Consider the following 16,231-nt stretch of genomic DNA (forward strand, 5'->3'; position numbering starts at 1 on the left):
GCTTATCGTCTTTGTGTCAGGTCTGACAAGCTCAATGCTGGACCTTGACCATGCCCGCGTAGGTCCCATCTCGCGCCAGGAGCGCGTCATGGTCGCCGGACTCGATGACCTGCCCGTCGGCCATCACCTGGATGCAGTCCGCGCGGCGGATGGTCGAGAGCCGATGCGCGATCACGATCAACGTCTTGCGGCCCTGCCACTGCTCCAGCGCCTGCTGCACGGCGCGTTCGCTCTCGGTGTCGAGCGCCGAGGTGGCCTCGTCGAAGATCCACACCGGCGCGTCCTTGTACAGCGCGCGCGCGATCGCCAGGCGCTGACGCTGACCGCCCGACAGCTTGCTGCCGTTGGCGCCGACGGTGGTGTCCAGCCCCTCGGGCAGGCCCTGCACGAAGTCCCACAGCGCGGCGGCGCGCAGCACCTGCTCGAGCTTGGCGTCGTCGCGTTCCTGCGCGTAGGCAATGTTGTCGGCGACCGAGAGGTCGAACAGCACGATGTCCTGCGACACGACCGCGAACTGGCGGCGCAGGTTGGCCTTGGTCAGTTCATCGATGGGCACGCCGTCCAGCAGGATGCGGCCGCTGTCGGGATGCTCGAAGCCGAGCAGCAGGCTCACCACCGAGCTCTTGCCCGCGCCCGAGCTGCCCACCAGCGCGGTGGTCTTGCCCGACGGGATACGCAGGTCCAGCGCCGCGAGCGCGTCGCGGTTCGCGCCCGGATAACGCAGCGTGACCTGTTCCAGCACGATGTCGCCGCGGACCTCCGTCAGCTCGCGCGTGCCGGTGTCGCGCTCGGCGGGCGTGTCCAGCAGGCCGATGCAGCCGCGCGCCACGACCAGCGCGTTCGTGATGGGCTGCATCACGTCGCTCAGATGGCGCAGCCGCGAGCTCATCAGCAGCAGCGCCGCGACGAAGGCGGCGAAGTCGCCCACGCCGGTGCCGTTCACGCGGGACTGGTACAGCGCCAGGCTCACGATGAGCGAGATGCCGACGCTGGCCATCAGCTGCGACAGCGGCTGCGCCATCGCGTTGGACGCAGCGGTCTTGAGCGAGGCGCGCTGCACCTCGCGGGCGCGCTCGGCGAAGCGGCGCTTCTCGTAGTCCGCGGCATCGAAGCTGCGCACCACGCGCCAGGCGCGGGTGATGTCCTCGACCACCGACACCAGCCGCAGCTGCGCGTCATAGGCCCAGGTGCCCATGCGGCGCACCCGCTTGTTGACCTTGCGCACGACGAACGCCAGGCCCGGCACCGTGATCAGCGACAGCAGCGTGAGCTTCCAGTTGATGAAGAACAGGTAGCCCATCAGCGCGAGCGCGGGCAGGCCGTCGCGCAGGATGGTCACGAGCGCGCCGGCGATCAGCGTCACGACGTGCTGGGGGTCGTTGACGACCTTGGTCACGGCGGTGGCCGGCTGCAGGCTGGTGTAGACGCGGGCATCGGCGCGCAGCAGCACCTGCAGCAGCGCCGCGCGCAGGTCCATCACGGTGCGCGAGATCGTCCAGTTCAGCAGGTACTGGCCGCAGAAGCTGAACAGCCCGCGCAGCGCGAACAGCCCGATCAGCACGATGGGCACCATCCAGATGGGGAAGCTGTACTGGACGTGCAGCGAGGGCATCGCCACGCCGCCGGGCAGCGTGGAGCCGGTCCCGGCCGGCTTGCCGCTGAAGCCCTCGCCGAGCGCGAAGCCCAGCAGCTGCGGGATCAGCGGCTCGGTGGCCGCGACCAGCACGAAGGAGAGGATGGAGAGCAGCAGGCCCCAGCGATGCGGCTTCATGAAGCGCCACAGTCGGCTCGCGGTGGGGGCCAGCGGTTCGTTGTCTTTGGCGGAAGTGGGGTCGGTCATGGCGCAGGCCGGCGCCGGGCGCGACGCGCCGGCCCCGGCCAGGGGAGCGAGGGGTGAAAGCGGGGATTGTGCCGGAGTCGCGCGCCGCGGCGGCGCAGGGGCAGGGCGCTCAGCGAGCCGCGTCCAGCCAGGCGGTGACCGCGCGGGCGGCGCGGCGCTTCCAGCGAATCCACTTGTTGGGGGTCTCGCGGGCAACGAAGGTCCGGTGATACCAGGGGCTCTTCACCAGTCCGGGGGCCTCGCGGGCGATCAGGTCCAGGCTGGCCTGGCGCAGGATCTGGCGTTCCTGCCAGGCGGTGCGGCCGTTGCGGTAGACCTTCTCGCCGCTGGTGACCGGGCGGCGGTGGCTGGCCATGACCGTGTCCAGCAGCGCGGTGCGCGTCTGGCCGCGGAGTTGCTGCAGCGTGGGGATCAGGAAGCGGTCCAGCCCCCAGGAGGAGATGTTGTCCTGGTAGTAGGGGCGCGCCGCCATGAAGAGGTCCCCCCGATAGAAGGGCATCATGACCTCCACCCAGTCCACCTCGCGGTAGAGCTTGTGGGGCTGCTGACGCATCCATTGGTGGGAGTAGGGGCTGTCGTGGCTGAGCACGGGCGAGAAGACGTCCAGCCGCTCGCTGCGGCCCAGGTGCAGCGCGGTGTTGATCTGGGCGACCGAGATCAGGATGTCGTCGTCGATGACGCCGACGTACTCGGGCCAGGGGCCGGAGGCCGGATCGGAAGCGGTCGAGGCGAGGTGATCGGCCAGGTGATCAGCCAGGTGCTTGTAGATCTCGCCCTTGCACTCGGTCCTGGCGGCGAGCACCGTGACGGGCTGGCCTCGCAGGGTGCGTTGGCCCGGTGCCTGGCGGCCGGTGTAGTCGAAGAGGATCCAGTCGAATTCGGGGTGGGCGTCGAACTGGACCAGCGCCAGCGGCAAGCTCGCGCCGTCCCACGACACCAGGACGGCAGGTCGCCGGATCGCCTCGGGCGTCCGGTCTTCGGAGTAAACGGTCATCCCGAGATCATGCCTTGGGAATCTCCAGCAGATCCTGAGCCGTCTTCAGCGCCGCGGCGACGATCTGGTCCATGTTGTAGTAGCGGTACTGCGCCAGCCGGCCGACGAAGGTGACGCCCTGGGCCTGATCGGCCATCTCGGCGTACTTCTTGTACAGCGCCTCGTTCTCGGGCCGCGGCACCGGGTAGTACGGGTCGCCTTCGGCCTGCGGGTACTCGCGCACGATGGACGTGCCGGCGTGCTGCTCGCCCGTCAGGTGCTTGAACTCGGTGATGCGCGTGTAGTCGTGGTCGTTCGGATAGTTCACCGTGCCCACCGCCTGCACCTTCGCCGTCGTCGGCAGATGCTCGTGGGCGAAGCGCAGGCTGCGGTAGGGCAGCGGGCCGTGGCAGTGATCGAAATAGGCGTCGATCGGGCCGGTGTAGATGATGTGCGCGCCTGGGAAGTCGCCCCGCACGTCCTGGAAGTCCACGCCGGTGCGCACCGTGATGGCCGGGTGGTCCAGCAGGCGCTCGAACATCGCCGTGTAGCCGTCGGCCGGCATGAACTGGAAGGTGTCGCCGAAGTAGCGGTCGTCGTCGTTGCTGCGCGTCGGGATGCGCGCGGCCACGCCCGCGGACAGCTGCGACAGGTCCAGCCCCCATTGCTTCTTCGTGTAGCCGCGGAAGAACTTGTCGCACAGGTCGCGGCCGACGCTGTTCAGCACCACGTCCTCGCTGGTCTGGATCGGCTCGCGCGGCTCGCGCACCGTCTCCAGGTAGCCCTGCACCTCGTCCTCGGTCAGCGACAGGCCGTAGAGCGTGTTGATCGTCGTGCGGTTGATCGGGATGGGCAGCAGCTGCTCGCCGACCTTCGCCAGCACGCGGTGCTCGTAGAAGCGCCAGGTGGTGAAGCGCGACAGGTACTCGAAGACCTTCTTCGAGTTGGTGTGGAAGATGTGCGGCCCGTACGGGTGGATCAGCACGCCGTGGGCGTCGCGCTCGTCATAGGCGTTGCCGCCGATGTGCGGGCGCTTGTCGATCAGGACCACGGTCTTGCCGGCATCGGCCAGCTCGCGGGCGCAGACGGAACCGGCGTATCCGGCGCCGACGATCAGGTAATCGGTCTTCATGCGCGGATTGTGGCGCTGGCGCCTGGGCCGGGCCTCCGGAACAACCCAGCTTTATCGGGGCTTCTTCAGGCGGGCGCCGGCCAGCAGCTCGCGGTAGAAGGCCTCGATGCGCGCGGCCTGATGGCCGGCGTCGAAGCGCGAGAGCTCATAGCCCCGCCGCGGCGGCCGCGTGCACGCCAGGCGGTCCAGCGCCTGGGCCAGCGCGCCCACGTCCCCGCGCGGCAGCAGCGGCGTGTCGATCACGGCGGACAGGTGACTCGCGCCTTCGCTGTCGCTGGCCAGGATGGGCAGCCCCGCGTACATCGCCTCCAGGAACACCAGCCCGAAGGGCTCGCTGCGCGCCGCGCTGACGAACACGTCGAACGCGGACATCCAGTCCTGCGGCCGTTCGGCGAAGCCGGGCATGACGATGTCCGGAGGCGCCATGCGCCGCAGACGTTCCCAGTCGCGGCCATGGCCGACGATCACCAGCCGCGCGCGCGCCGGCCGCGCCCGTTGCCAGGCCTCGATCAGGACGTCCAGCCCCTTGCTCTCCTCGACCCGGCCCAGCGCGCCGAACAGCACCTCGTCGTCGGCCATGCCCAGCGAGCGGCGCAGCTGCGCGCGCGCGTCGTCTCGTGGGGGCCGAGGCTCGCTCCAGTTGTCGATCTGGACATGCGGCAAGCTGGCCGGCAGGTCCTCGAGCTGCCACGGCGCGATCGCGATCACGCCATCGAGCTTCGATTGCTGTGGGCCCTTGTAGCGGATGTGCAGCGTGGACACGCGCATCGTCGCCTCGCCGCGCCAGCCGTTGAGCGCGCGATTGGCCCAGCTGAGGTGGCCATGGGCGACATCGGGACGCAGCGCGCGCAGCCGGCGACGCACGGCCAGCATCCGCAGCGGTGCCCAGCCGTCGACGAACTGCACGTCCACGCGCGGATCGAGCCGATGCGCCAGCGCGTCGGGACGGGACTCGCCCGCCGATCGCGTCAGGATCATCGTCACGCGGTGATGCGGCGCCTGCAGGTTGGCCAGGTCGATCGCGTAACGCTCGCTGCCGGCGAAACGGTCGGTCAGCAGGACATGCGCGATGTGGAGCGCCTGTCCGGGCGAGCCTCCGGGCGCGCCTCCGGTCGCGTGTCCGGAAGCGTCCTCAGGCTGTCGCACGGGTCCCCGCCAGTTCCGCCCGGCGCAGCCAGTAGCGCAGGCGCATCGCCCGCACGAACCAGCCGCGCGACTTGTAGGCCCGGTCCAGCTCGCGCAGCGGGATCGGCGACGCTTCCTCGAAGGCCTGCCGGAACATCGCCACCGTCTTCTCGCAACCGTCGGGCAGCGCCTTGTCGGCCATGCGCGAGGCGCCTATGAAGTTGCGCGCCGCGAAGTGGGCCCAGGCGAAATTCGCCGCATCGTCCAGCGGCCGGCCCTGGGCTGCGTCGCGCAGGTTCGCCAACGCATGGGCCAGATGCTCGGCCTTGGTCACGTTGGGCGTGCTGAGGATGGACCCGGCGCGCTGCCGGTAGGCGACCCACACGGCCGGCTCATACCAGGCGTTCTCGGCCTGCAGCGCCAGCCACGGCGTCGTGGCCATGTCCTCGAAGTAGCGTCCGACCGGGAAGCGCAGCTCCTCGCCCCAGACGCTGCGTCGCGCGATCTTGGACCAGCTGTGCATCTGGCCCGCCTCGAACAGCCCGCGCATCAGCAACGAGTGGTCCGACACCAGCTGGCGCTCCGGCCCGAAGAAGGTGCGGCGATGCATCTCGCCGCGCAGCCGGTGCTTGAGCTTGGTGTGCTCGCGCAGCATGAAGAAGTCGCACAGCACCAGGGCCGGCGCATGGGCCTGGACCACCTCGCGCAGGCGCGGGATCGCGCCGGGCATCAGGTAATCGTCCGAGTCGACGAACCACACGTACTCGCCGTGCGCGGCCTGCAGCATCGTGTTGCGCGCGCCGGACAGGCCCAGGTTCTTCTCATGGAACAAGCCGCGCACGCGCACGGGGCCGGCGGCGTGCTCGGCCGCGATCGCGCGCACGAGCTCGCCCGATCCGTCGGTGGAGCAGTCGTCCACCAGCAGGATCTCGACGCCGGCATCCGCCTGCGAGACGACCGAGTCCACGCACTCGCGCAGGTAGTCCTTGACGTTGAAGACCGGGATCAGCACCGACAGCCACGGCGTCGGGGAGGGGAGGGTCGCGCTCATGCGAACCTCGTCACTCGCGCCAGTGGTCGGCGATCCAGCCGGCCGGTTTCGGACGGCGCCAGTTGCCGTTGCTGCGGCCTGCCAGCGCGTCGGGCGGATTCATCACGCCGTGGAAGATCAGGATCCGGGCGCCCTCGGGAATGAACGGCGCCTGGAAGTAGTTCAGCGGCCAGCGCGGGATGCTGTGGTACTTGAAGCTCGCGCACCAGCGCGCGTCCCAGTACTTCAGCAGTCCCTTCTGATGCATCTCGTCGGAGAGATAGGCCTGCTCGTTGCGGAACTTCGCGCGGATCGCGTCGAACTCGCGGCGGAACTTGGCCAGCACCTCGGGATGCGCGCCCAGCGTGAAGCGGTAGACCGACGAGTTGCCGGTGATGCGCCAGGGGCGCTTCCAGTCATGAATGATGAGGAACTCGCCGGGCTCCTCGAAGAACGGCGTGATGTCGTCGACGATCACCACGTCCAGATCCAGGAACAGCGCCGTGCCGCGCAGGCCGTACTTCTGCACCAGGTCGTCGCTGAAGGTGGTCAGCTTGGTCCAGCCGCGCTCAGGGCTGCCCGGGGGCAGGTCCAGCGGCGGGATCGGCAGGCATTCGACCTCGGCGCGCACGCCTTCGCCGCGGTCCGTCAGGCAGACGAAGCGGAAGTCGCCGCGCAGGTGGCGGCGCACCATCGCGTAGAGCCGGTTGACGTACTCGGGACCGTACTTGGTGCCCCACTTCATGCACAGGATGACGCGCTGCGCGGCGGCATCGGTCGGCGCGCCGGACGTGCTCGGGGCGCTCGTGGGGGAGGAGCTCATCGGGGTGGTCATCGCGGGATCAGAGCTCTTCGACGTGACGGGGAGGGTAACTGTCCCAGCTGAGGCAGCCGGGGCATTGCCAGAAATAGTGTTGCGACTCGAAACCGCACGCGGCGCAGCGATAGCGCTGCAATGGACGCACGGCGCGCTGCAGCGCGGTGCCGACCAGCTGGGCCTCGTCGTCGTTGAGCGGCTGCTGGCGCGACTGGCTCTGTTGCAGCAGTTGCGTGGCGGCGGACAGGGCCGGCTCCACGCGCAGGTGCTCGGACAGGCGGCGGCGTTGCGCGTCGGGCGCGGGTTCCAGCAGCGCGATCGCCTGCAGCAGCGCCATGCTCGGATGGCGGCGGTACTGGGCCTCGATCAGCGCCAGCGCCTGCGGCACCGTGCCGGTGGCCTGCGCGCCCTGCGCGTAATCGCGCGCGACCAGGTTGAACGCATCCGGGTTGGCCTTCAGCAGCTCGCCGTACAGCGCCATCGCGCCGGGCTGATCGCCCTGGCGGGCCAGCATCTGGCCCAGCAGCACGTAGGCGCGCGCGGACTGCGGCGCGCGCTCGCGTGCCTGGTCCAGCCACCGACGCGCCTGGGCCTCGTCCTGATGGGCCTGCGCCTCCAGCGCCAGCTCGCACCAGTAGTTGGCGATCCGGCTGGCGAAGCTGCCGGTGCCGGCGGCCTCCAGTTGCTCGGAGACCTCGGCCGCCTTGGCCCATTCGCGGGAACGCTCGTACAAGGACAGCAGCGCCAGCGCCGCCTCGTGGTCGAAGGCCGTGCCCTTGAGCGCCTCGTAGGCCGATTCGGCCCGGTCGAACAGGCCGGCCTTGAAGAAGTCCTGCGCCAGCGCGTACTGCGCGCGGTCGCGTTCGGACTTGGGCAGATCGCCGCGCGACAGCAGGTGCTGGTGCACGCGCACCGCGCGTTCGTACTCGCCGCGGCGGCGGAACAGGTTGCCCAGCGCGAAATGCAGCTCGGACGTGTCCGGGTCGGCCTGCACGGCCTCGATGAAGGCGTCGATCGCCTTGTCCTGCTGCTCGTTGAGCAGCAGGTTCAAACCCTTGAAGTAGGCGCGCGGCGCGTCGCGCTGCTCGCGTTTCCACTGGCGCGAGTCCAGCTTGGACGCGAGCCAGCCCAGGCCGAAGACCAGGGGGACGCCGATGAGCAGCCAGCTCAGATCAAATTCCATCGGGGATCTTGGGGTCGTTGGCGGAGACGCTCGCCGCGGACGGCGGCGGCACATCGTCCGCGGGAGGCAGCGATCTGGCCGCGGCGCGCTTGTGGCGCCACCACGAGGGCACCATCGCCAGCACGCCGAAGGCGCAACCGAGCCCGAAGGTCAGCAGCACCACGATCACCAGCGGAGAGCGCCAGGCTTGGCCGAAGAACCAGTGCACGACGACCTCCTGGCTGTTGTTCAGCGCGAAGGCGAACAGGCAGAAGAACAGGAAGGCGCGGAAGAGCCAGACCAGGATTCGCATGGGGGGCGATTCTAGGCGCGTGCGCGGTACGGCTAGACGAACGCATGACGTTCGGCACGGCGAAAAAAAAGCGCCGCTCGAGGCGGCGCTTGTGCCAGGGCCACCGAGGCCCGGGCGACGTTCAGGCGGCTTGCTGGTCTTCGTCCGTGACGGGCAGCTGCGCGTCCACCGCCTCGCGCAGGGCCTTGCCCGGCTTGAAGTGGGGCACCAGCTTCTCGGGGATCAGCACCTGCTCGCCGCTGCGCGGGTTGCGGCCCATGCGCGGCGGGCGGCGGTTGATCGAGAAGCTCCCGAAGCCGCGGATCTCGATGCGGTGGCCCCGGGCCAGCGCGTCGGACATCGCGTCCAGGATGGTCTTGACCGCGAACTCGGTGTCTCGTTGCGTGAGCTGGCCGAAGCGCTCGGACAAGTGGGCCACCAGGTCGGATCGGGTCATGGTCGTCAGCATCTGAAGAAAAACAGGCTCGCTGCGGAGCGAGCCTGTCGAAGCGCTTGTGCGTCGGTTGGGCGTGTCTGCGGCGGTCAGGCTAACTCAGCCTGCCGCCGGCCAGAACAGGGGATTCTCTCGAGATCGGGCGCCACGCAACGCGGAGCGCCCGCTGCTCTTGAGGATCAGCCGTTGTTCTGGTTGTCCAGCTTGGCGCGCAGCAGGGCGCCCAGGCTCGTCGTGCCGGCGTTCTCACGCTCGTTGGACTGCGACAGGCGCTGCATGGCTTGCTGCTCGTCGGCGTTGTCCTTGGCCTTGATCGACAGCTGGATGCCACGCGACTTGCGGTCGACGTTGATGATGACGGCGGAGACTTCGTCGCCTTCCTTCAGCACGTTGCGGGCGTCTTCCACCCGGTCGCGGCCGATTTCCGAAGCGCGCAGGTAACCGATGACGTCTTCGCCCAGATCGATCTCGGCGCCACGCGCGTCGACGGTCTTGACCTTGCCGGTCACGGTCATGCCACGGTCGTTCACCGACACGAAGGTCGAGAACGGATCACCGTCCAGCTGCTTGATGCCCAGCGAGATGCGCTCACGCTCGACGTCCACGGCCAGCACGATCGCGTCGACTTCCTGGCCCTTCTTGTAGTTGCGGACGGCGGTTTCACCCGGCTCGTTCCACGACAGGTCGGACAGGTGCACCAGGCCGTCGATGCCCTGGGCCAGGCCCACGAACACGCCGAAGTCGGTGATCGACTTGATCGGGCCCTTGACGCGGTCGCCACGCTTGACGTTCTCGGCGAACTCTTCCCACGGGTTGGCGCGGCACTGCTTCATGCCCAGCGAGATGCGACGCTTGTCTTCGTCGATCTCCAGCACCATGACTTCCACTTCGTCGCCCAGCGAGACGACCTTGGAAGGCGCCACGTTCTTGTTGGTCCAGTCCATTTCGGAGACGTGCACCAGGCCTTCGATGCCCGGTTCGATCTCGACGAACGCGCCGTAGTCGGCGATGTTGGTGACCTTGCCGAACAGGCGGGTGTTGGCCGGGTAGCGGCGCGACACGCCGAACCACGGGTCGTCGCCCAGCTGCTTCAGGCCCAGCGAGACGCGGTTCTTCTCGGCGTCGAACTTCAGGACCTTGGCGGTCAGCTCTTGACCCACCGTCACCACTTCGCTCGGGTGACGGACACGGCGCCAGGCCATGTCGGTGATGTGCAGCAGGCCGTCGATGCCGCCCAGGTCCACGAACGCACCGTACTCGGTGATGTTCTTGACCACGCCGTTGACGATGGCGCCTTCGGTCAGCGTCTCGAGCAGCTTGGCGCGCTCTTCACCCATCGAAGCCTCGACCACCGCGCGACGCGACAGCACAACGTTGTTGCGCTTGCGGTCCAGCTTGATGACCTTGAACTCCATGGTCTTGCCCTCGAACGGGCTCATGTCCTTCACCGGGCGGGTGTCGAGCAGCGAACCGGGCAGGAAGGCGCGGATGCCGTTGACCAGGACGGTCAGGCCGCCCTTGACCTTGCCGGAGACGGTGCCGGTCACGAAATCGCCCGATTCCAGGGCGGTTTCCAGCGACAGCCACGAGGCCAGGCGCTTGGCCTTGTCGCGCGACAGGATGGTGTCGCCGTAGCCGTTCTCGATCGCGTCGATCGCGACCGAGATGAAATCACCGACTTGGACTTCGACTTCGCCCTGGTCGTTCTTGAACTCGTCGACGGGCACGTAGGCTTCGGACTTCAGGCCGGCGTTGACGACCACGAAGTTGTGCTCGATGCGGACGACTTCAGCCGAGATGACCTCGCCGGCGCGCATGTTCGACTTCTGCAGCGATTCCTCGAAGAGGGCGGCGAAAGATTCCATTTGGGACATGTGAGATTTCCTTGCCAGGCACAGAGCGTCCGGCGGCTGGGCTCGATGAGCGTCAGGCGGCCTGATCCGAGAGGTGCGCGGGCTTGTGTTGCAAGCGGACTTGCGGGTTAGGTTGTCGAATGCGTCACCCCCAGTGGACTGGCGTCCGGAGGGAGGGGTGACGCTCCATTTGCGCGTTGAGCTCAGGCCTTGAACGGACGCCGTTCCTGCCACCAGCTCAGCACCAGGTCACGGGATTCCCCGATGGTCTGCTGCGAGTTGTCCAGCTCGATCGCGTCCGCGGCGGCCTGCAGCGGAGACGCGCTGCGACCTTTGTCGCGTGCGTCCCGCGCTTCCAGATCAGCGCGCAAGCTGTCGATATTAGCCGAAATGCCCTTGGAAATCAATTGCTTGTAGCGCCGCTCGGCCCGCGTGGCCGCGCTCGCGGTGAGGAAGACCTTGAGCGGCGCGGCGGGGAAGATCGCCGTGCCCATGTCGCGCCCGTCGGCCACCAGGCCGGGCAGGCGGCGGAAATCCAGCTGCAGCTGATGCAGCGCGCGGCGCACCGCCGGATGCGCGCCCACCTGCGAGGCCATCAGCCCGGTGGCTTCCTGGCGCAGGTCGGCCGAGACGTCCTCCTCGTCGAGCAGCACCCGGCCGGACTCGAACTTGAGGTCCAGCGTCGGCACCAGCGCGGCGACGGCGTCGCCGTCGTTCAGGTCGATGTGGCGGCGCGAGGCGGCCAGCCCGGTCACCCGGTACAGCGCGCCCGAATCAAGCACGTCATAACCCAGCGCCTGGGCCACTTCGTCGGTCAGCGTGCCCTTGCCCGAGGCGGTCGGGCCGTCGATGGTGATGACGGGGATGTCCGCGGCCTCGGCGCGCACGACGCCGAACAGCGTCTCGAAATACTCCGGGAAGGTCTTGGCCACGCATTGCGGATCCAGGATGCGCACCGGCACGGCCGGGCCGACCCGGTCGTCCTGCAGGCCGTTGAACGCGGCCAGCGAGAAGCACATCGCCACGCGGTGGTCGTCGTAGGTGTGGATCGCGGCCGGCTTCCAGGCCTTGAGCGGATGCACGCGCAGCCAGTCCGGACCTTCCTCGACGCGCGCGCCCAGCTTGCCGAGCTCGGTGGCCATCGCCGCGATGCGGTCGGTTTCCTTGACGCGCCAGGACGCGATGTTGCGCAGCGTGGTCGGACCGTCGGCGTACAGCGCCATCACCGCCAGCGTCATCGCGGCATCCGGGATGTGGTTGCAGTCCAGGTCCAGCGCCTTCAGCGGCCAGGCGCCGCGGCGGACCTCCAGCCAGTTCGGGCCGATCTCGACCCGGGCGCCCATCGCCTGCGCGGCCTCGACGAAGCGCACGTCGCCCTGCACGGAGGCCGAGCCCACACCCTCGATGCGCACCGGTGCATCGGTCGCGGCGATCGCGCCCAGCGCGACGAAGTAGGACGCCGACGAGGCGTCGCCCTCGACGTGGACCTCGCCCGGCGAGCGGTAGCGGCTGCCCGCGGGGATGACGAAACGCTGCCAGTCGTCCGCGCGCTCGACCTGCACGCCGAAGCGCGCCAGCAGCTCGAGCGTGATGTGGACGTAGGGCTTGGAGATCAGCTCGCCGGTGACCTCGATGACGATGTCGCGCTCGGCGACCAGCGGCAGCGCGAGCAGCAACGCGGTCAGGAACTGGCTGGACACGTCGCCGCGCACGCGCACCGGCGCGTCCAGCGTCAGCGGGGCGGGACCGTACAGGCGCAGCGGCGGGTAGCCCTCCTGGCCCAGGCAGTCGATCGGGCAGCCCAGCGCGCGCAGGGCGTCGACCAGGTCGCCGATGGGGCGCTCATGCATGCGCGGCACGCCCGAGAGCTCGAACCTGCCGCCCTGCGTCGCGGCCAGCAGCGCCAGCGCCGCGGTCAGCGGGCGCATCGCCGTGCCGGCGTTGCCCAGGAAGAGTTTGGCCTCGCCGGTGCGCAGCCTGCCGCCGATGCCGGTGACCGACAGCACGCCCTCGGCGTCGGTCTCCAGCGCGCAGCCGAGCTCGCGCAGCGCGGCCAGCATGACCTTCGTGTCGTCGGAGGCCAGCAGGTCGTGCACGCGCGTGACGCCGTCCGAGAGTCCGGCCAGCAGCAGCACGCGGTTGGAGATGCTCTTGGAGCCGGGCAGGGACACGGTGCCCGCGGCGCCGCGCAGCGGGGGCAGGTCCAGGAAGGGAATCTTGTACATGGCGCGGTGGAGCGCGGCCGGCGCCGCGCCCGCGGGAGGGGTTGGATTACTTGGACTTGGACGGGCTCGAGGCCGGCGCGGCGAGCTGCCACTGCGCGCGGCCCTCGGAGGCTTGCCGGATCATCGTCTCGAGCGCGTGCGTGTCGCCCTGGCGGATGGCCTGCTCCATCTGGTCGAGCACCTCGCGGAAACGCTGCGACTGGGTCAGCAGGTCCTGCTTGTTGGCCATCAGGATGTCGCGCCAGATCGTCGGATCGCTCGCGGCGATGCGGGTGAAGTCGCGGAAGCCCGAGCCGGCCAGGCTCAGGAAGTCGCGGCCCGAGGGCTGTCGGGCGACCGAGCTGAAATAGGCGTACGCGAGCAGGTGGGGCAGGTGGCTGACCGCGGCGAAGGCCTCGTCGTGGTGATGCGGCGCCATCTTGAGCACCTGGCAGCCCAGCGCGGACCACACGTCGGTGGCGGCCTGCACCATCTCCGGCTTGGTCTGGTCCAGCGGCGTCAGGATGACCTGCTTGCCCTGGTACAGCGTCGCGTCGGCGTGCTGCACGCCCGCGCTTTCCTTGCCCGCGATCGGATGCGCCGGCACGAAGCTCGGGAACTGCTTGCCCAGCGCGCGCTTGGCCGCGTCGACCACGTCGCTCTTGGTCGAGCCCACGTCCATGATCAGCACGTCGGCGCGCACCAGATGACGGATGGCCTTGAGCGTCGATTCGGTCGCGGCGACGGGCACGGCCACCAGCACGATGTCCGAGCCGGACACGGCCAGCAGCGCCGACTCCGCGGCGATGTCGATCACGCCCATCCGGCGGGCGGTGTCGGTCGTGGACGGGCTCTTGCTGTAGCCGACGACGCGGCGCACCAGGCCGGCCTTCTTCATGGCCAGCGCGAACGATCCGCCCATCAGGCCGCAACCGATCACGCCGAGTTGGTTGTACATCGCGAGAAACCTCTTTCGCTCAAGACGTCAGCGTCAGGACTTCAGCGGGTAAGCGCCGATGACCTTGTAGAACGCGCACAGCTCGCGCAGCTCCGCGAGCGCGGCCGCGACATGCGGCTGCGACGGGTGGCCGTCCAGATCGATGTAGAAGTAGTACTCCCACTGTCCGGTGCGCGCCGGGCGCGATTCCAGGCGTGTCATGGACACGCCATGCTTCTTCAACGGAACCAGCAGATCATGCATCGCGCCCGGGCGATTCGCCACGGACACGATGAGGCTGGTGCAGTCCCGCCCCGTGGCCGGGGGGGTGGCCATGGTCTGCGGCAGGCAGATCACGGCGAATCGGGTGCGGTTGTAGGCCTCGTCCTGCACCGCGTGCGCGGTGATGTGCAGGCCGAAGAGCGTCGCCGCGCGCTCGCTGGCGATCGCGGCGTAGGCCGGGTTCTCCGCGGCCAGGCGCGCGCCCTCGGCGTTGCTGGACACCGCGCGGCGCTCCGCGTTGGGCAGGTGCTTGGACAGCCAGTTCTGGCATTGCGCCAGCGCCTGCGGATGCGCCAGCACGGCCTCGATGCCCTGCAGCGAGTTCTCCTTGCGCAGCAGGTTGTGGCGGATCAGCAGGCTGACCTCGCCGACGACGTGCGTGGGCGTGTGCAGGAACAGGTCGAGCGAGCGCGTCACCACGCCCTCGGTCATGTTCTCGACGCCGACGACGCCGTACTGCGCGCTGCCCGAGGCGGTCGCGTGGAAGACCTCGTCGAAGCTGTTGCAGTAGATCAGGTCGGCCGCGCCGCCGAAGTACTCGACCGCGGCCTGCTCGCAGAAGGTGCCGAACGGGCCCAGCACGGCCACGCGCTGGGGCGACTCCAGCGCCAGGCAGGCGGACATGATCTCGCGCCAGATCGCGGCGACGTGCTCGCCCTTGAGCGGGCCCTGGTTGGCGCCGCGGATCTTGGCGATCACCTGCGCCACGCGGTCCGGGCGGAAGAAGGGCGTGCCGTCGCGGCGCTTGATCTCGCCGACCTGCTCGGCGACGTGGGCGCGCTCGTTGAGCAGCGTCAGCAGCTGCTTGTCCAGCGCGTCGATCTGGTCGCGCAGCGCGAGCAGCTCGGGATCGGCCACCGGCGCCGGCGGCACGGGGGCAGCGCCCGGTGCGTCGGGCAGGGGGGTGTTCGGCGTGTCAGCCATGTCGGGTCTCGAAGTCTTTCAGGTGGCTTACCAGGGCTTGAACGCCCTCCAGCGGCATCGCGTTGTAGATCGATGCCCGCATGCCGCCCACCGACTTGTGGCCTTTGAGTTGCAGCAGCCCCCGCTCCCTGGCGCCAGCCAGGAAGGCGTCGTTCAGACGCTCGTCGCGGAGGAAGAACGGAACGTTCATCCGCGAGCGGCACGCGGCCGCCACGCGGTTCTCGTAAAGGGAGGAGCCGTCCAGCGCGGCGTAGAGCAGGGCCGCCTTGTCGACGTTGCGCTGCTCGATCGCGGCCAAGCCGGTCTTGCCGCCGTACGTGAAGCGCTTGAGCCACTGGAACACCAGGCCCGCCACGTAGATGCCGAAGGTCGGCGGCGTGTTGTACATGGACTGCGCCTCGGCCACGATCTTGTAGTCGAAGGCGGAGGGGCAGATCGGCAGCGCGTGACCCAGCAGGTCGTCGCGGACGATGACCAGCGTCAGGCCGGCCGGGCCGATGTTCTTCTGCGCGCCGGCGAAGGCGATGCCCACGCGCGACCAGTCCACCGGGCGCGAGGCCACGTGCGAGGAGAAGTCGATCGCCAGCGGCGCGTCGTGGCCCAGCGCCTTCAGGTCGGGCAGGGTGGAGAACTCGACGCCGTCGATGGTCTCGTTGGTGCAGACGTGCACGTAGGCGGCGTCGCGGCGCAGTTGCCAGGACGCGGGATCGGGGATGGCGAGGTAGCGGCCGCCGTCGGGGTCGAGGTCCGCGCCATTGGCGGCGATGCGCACGTCGGCGTATCGACGGGCCTCGGCGGCGCTCTTCTTCGACCAGGAGCCGGTGACGACCACGTCGACCGCACCGCCGCGCGACAGGTTCAGCGGCAGGATGGCGTTCTCGCCCAGGCCGCCGCCCTGCATGAACAGGATGCGGAAGTTCGAGGGCACCTGCAGCAGCTCGCGCAGGTCGGCCTCGGCGGCTTCGTAGATCGAGATGAACTCGCGGCCGCGATGGCTCATCTCCATGACGCTCATGCCCGAACCGTGCCAATCCAGCATTTCCTCGGCGACCTGGCTCAGGACCTCGGGCGGGAGGGCGGCGGGACCGGCGGAGAAATTGAACGGGCGGGAGGCGGACATGGCGGGCGCGGGGTGAGCGCGGGGTGTGCGGGCAAGGGGGCGCGAGGACCGGGGACGGGCGGACCCGTCCGCCGGCGCCTCGCGAA

14 protein-coding genes are annotated in these 16,231 nt (G+C 69.2%); all 14 read right to left on the reverse strand.

From position 1 onward, the window contains the following. Nucleotides 1-31 precede the first annotated feature (31 nt). On the reverse strand, nt 32-1,840 hold the full coding sequence (msbA, locus tag ACNI65_RS07100) for a lipid A export permease/ATP-binding protein MsbA (RefSeq protein WP_416762052.1): 1,809 nt from the start codon (nt 1,838-1,840) through the stop codon (nt 32-34). A gap of 109 nt (nt 1,841-1,949) precedes the next feature. After that, the gene (locus tag ACNI65_RS07105; protein ID WP_416762053.1) at nt 1,950-2,834 is read right to left on the reverse strand and encodes a hypothetical protein; all 885 of its coding nucleotides are present in this window, start codon (nt 2,832-2,834) and stop codon (nt 1,950-1,952) included. Nucleotides 2,835-2,841: 7 nt separating this feature from the next. After that, on the reverse strand, nt 2,842-3,945 hold the full coding sequence (gene glf, locus ACNI65_RS07110; protein WP_416762054.1) for a UDP-galactopyranose mutase: 1,104 nt from the start codon (nt 3,943-3,945) through the stop codon (nt 2,842-2,844). Nucleotides 3,946-3,996: 51 nt separating this feature from the next. Next, nucleotides 3,997-5,091, reverse strand: coding sequence for a glycosyltransferase family 4 protein (locus ACNI65_RS07115; RefSeq protein ID WP_416762056.1), 1,095 nt, complete (start codon nt 5,089-5,091; stop codon nt 3,997-3,999). Then, the gene (locus ACNI65_RS07120) at nt 5,078-6,121 is read right to left on the reverse strand and encodes a glycosyltransferase family 2 protein (protein ID WP_416762057.1); all 1,044 of its coding nucleotides are present in this window, start codon (nt 6,119-6,121) and stop codon (nt 5,078-5,080) included. Before ACNI65_RS07120 ends, ACNI65_RS07115 begins: the two co-directional genes overlap by 14 nt. A gap of 10 nt (nt 6,122-6,131) precedes the next feature. Beyond that, nucleotides 6,132-6,923 carry a glycosyltransferase gene (locus tag ACNI65_RS07125; protein WP_416762059.1) on the reverse strand — a complete coding sequence of 264 codons (792 nt, stop codon included), beginning with the start codon at nt 6,921-6,923 and terminating at the stop codon, nt 6,132-6,134. A gap of 19 nt (nt 6,924-6,942) precedes the next feature. Then, nucleotides 6,943-8,100: a lipopolysaccharide assembly protein LapB gene (lapB, locus tag ACNI65_RS07130; RefSeq protein ID WP_416762060.1), complete on the reverse strand. Its 1,158-nt coding sequence runs from the start codon at nt 8,098-8,100 to the stop codon at nt 6,943-6,945. Then, nucleotides 8,090-8,392 (reverse strand): LapA family protein, encoded by a 303-nt coding sequence (locus ACNI65_RS07135; RefSeq protein ID WP_416762062.1) that lies wholly within the window; start codon nt 8,390-8,392, stop codon nt 8,090-8,092. Before ACNI65_RS07135 ends, lapB begins: the two co-directional genes overlap by 11 nt. A 121-nt stretch (nt 8,393-8,513) precedes the next feature. Further along, nucleotides 8,514-8,828 (reverse strand): integration host factor subunit beta, encoded by a 315-nt coding sequence (locus ACNI65_RS07140; protein WP_088403971.1) that lies wholly within the window; start codon nt 8,826-8,828, stop codon nt 8,514-8,516. Nucleotides 8,829-9,004: 176 nt separating this feature from the next. Then, on the reverse strand, nt 9,005-10,690 hold the full coding sequence (gene rpsA, locus ACNI65_RS07145; RefSeq protein WP_416763583.1) for a 30S ribosomal protein S1: 1,686 nt from the start codon (nt 10,688-10,690) through the stop codon (nt 9,005-9,007). 191 nt (nt 10,691-10,881) lie between these two features. Beyond that, nucleotides 10,882-12,903, reverse strand: a complete 2,022-nt coding sequence (locus ACNI65_RS07150) for a bifunctional 3-phosphoshikimate 1-carboxyvinyltransferase/cytidylate kinase (RefSeq protein ID WP_416762063.1) — start codon at nt 12,901-12,903, stop codon at nt 10,882-10,884. 46 nt (nt 12,904-12,949) lie between these two features. After that, entirely contained in the window at nt 12,950-13,840 is an 891-nt protein-coding gene (locus ACNI65_RS07155; RefSeq protein WP_416762064.1) for a prephenate dehydrogenase, read from the reverse strand. Nucleotides 13,841-13,873: 33 nt separating this feature from the next. Then, nucleotides 13,874-15,025, reverse strand: coding sequence for a prephenate dehydratase (gene pheA, locus ACNI65_RS07160; protein WP_416762065.1), 1,152 nt, complete (start codon nt 15,023-15,025; stop codon nt 13,874-13,876). Further along, nucleotides 15,018-16,145, reverse strand: coding sequence for a 3-phosphoserine/phosphohydroxythreonine transaminase (gene serC, locus ACNI65_RS07165; RefSeq protein ID WP_416762066.1), 1,128 nt, complete (start codon nt 16,143-16,145; stop codon nt 15,018-15,020). The genes pheA and serC overlap by 8 nt, the downstream gene beginning before the upstream one ends. Nucleotides 16,146-16,231 lie beyond the last annotated feature (86 nt).

The sequence above is a fragment of the Roseateles sp. So40a genome, from assembly GCF_048081605.1.
GTDB lineage: Bacteria > Pseudomonadota > Gammaproteobacteria > Burkholderiales > Burkholderiaceae_C > Roseateles.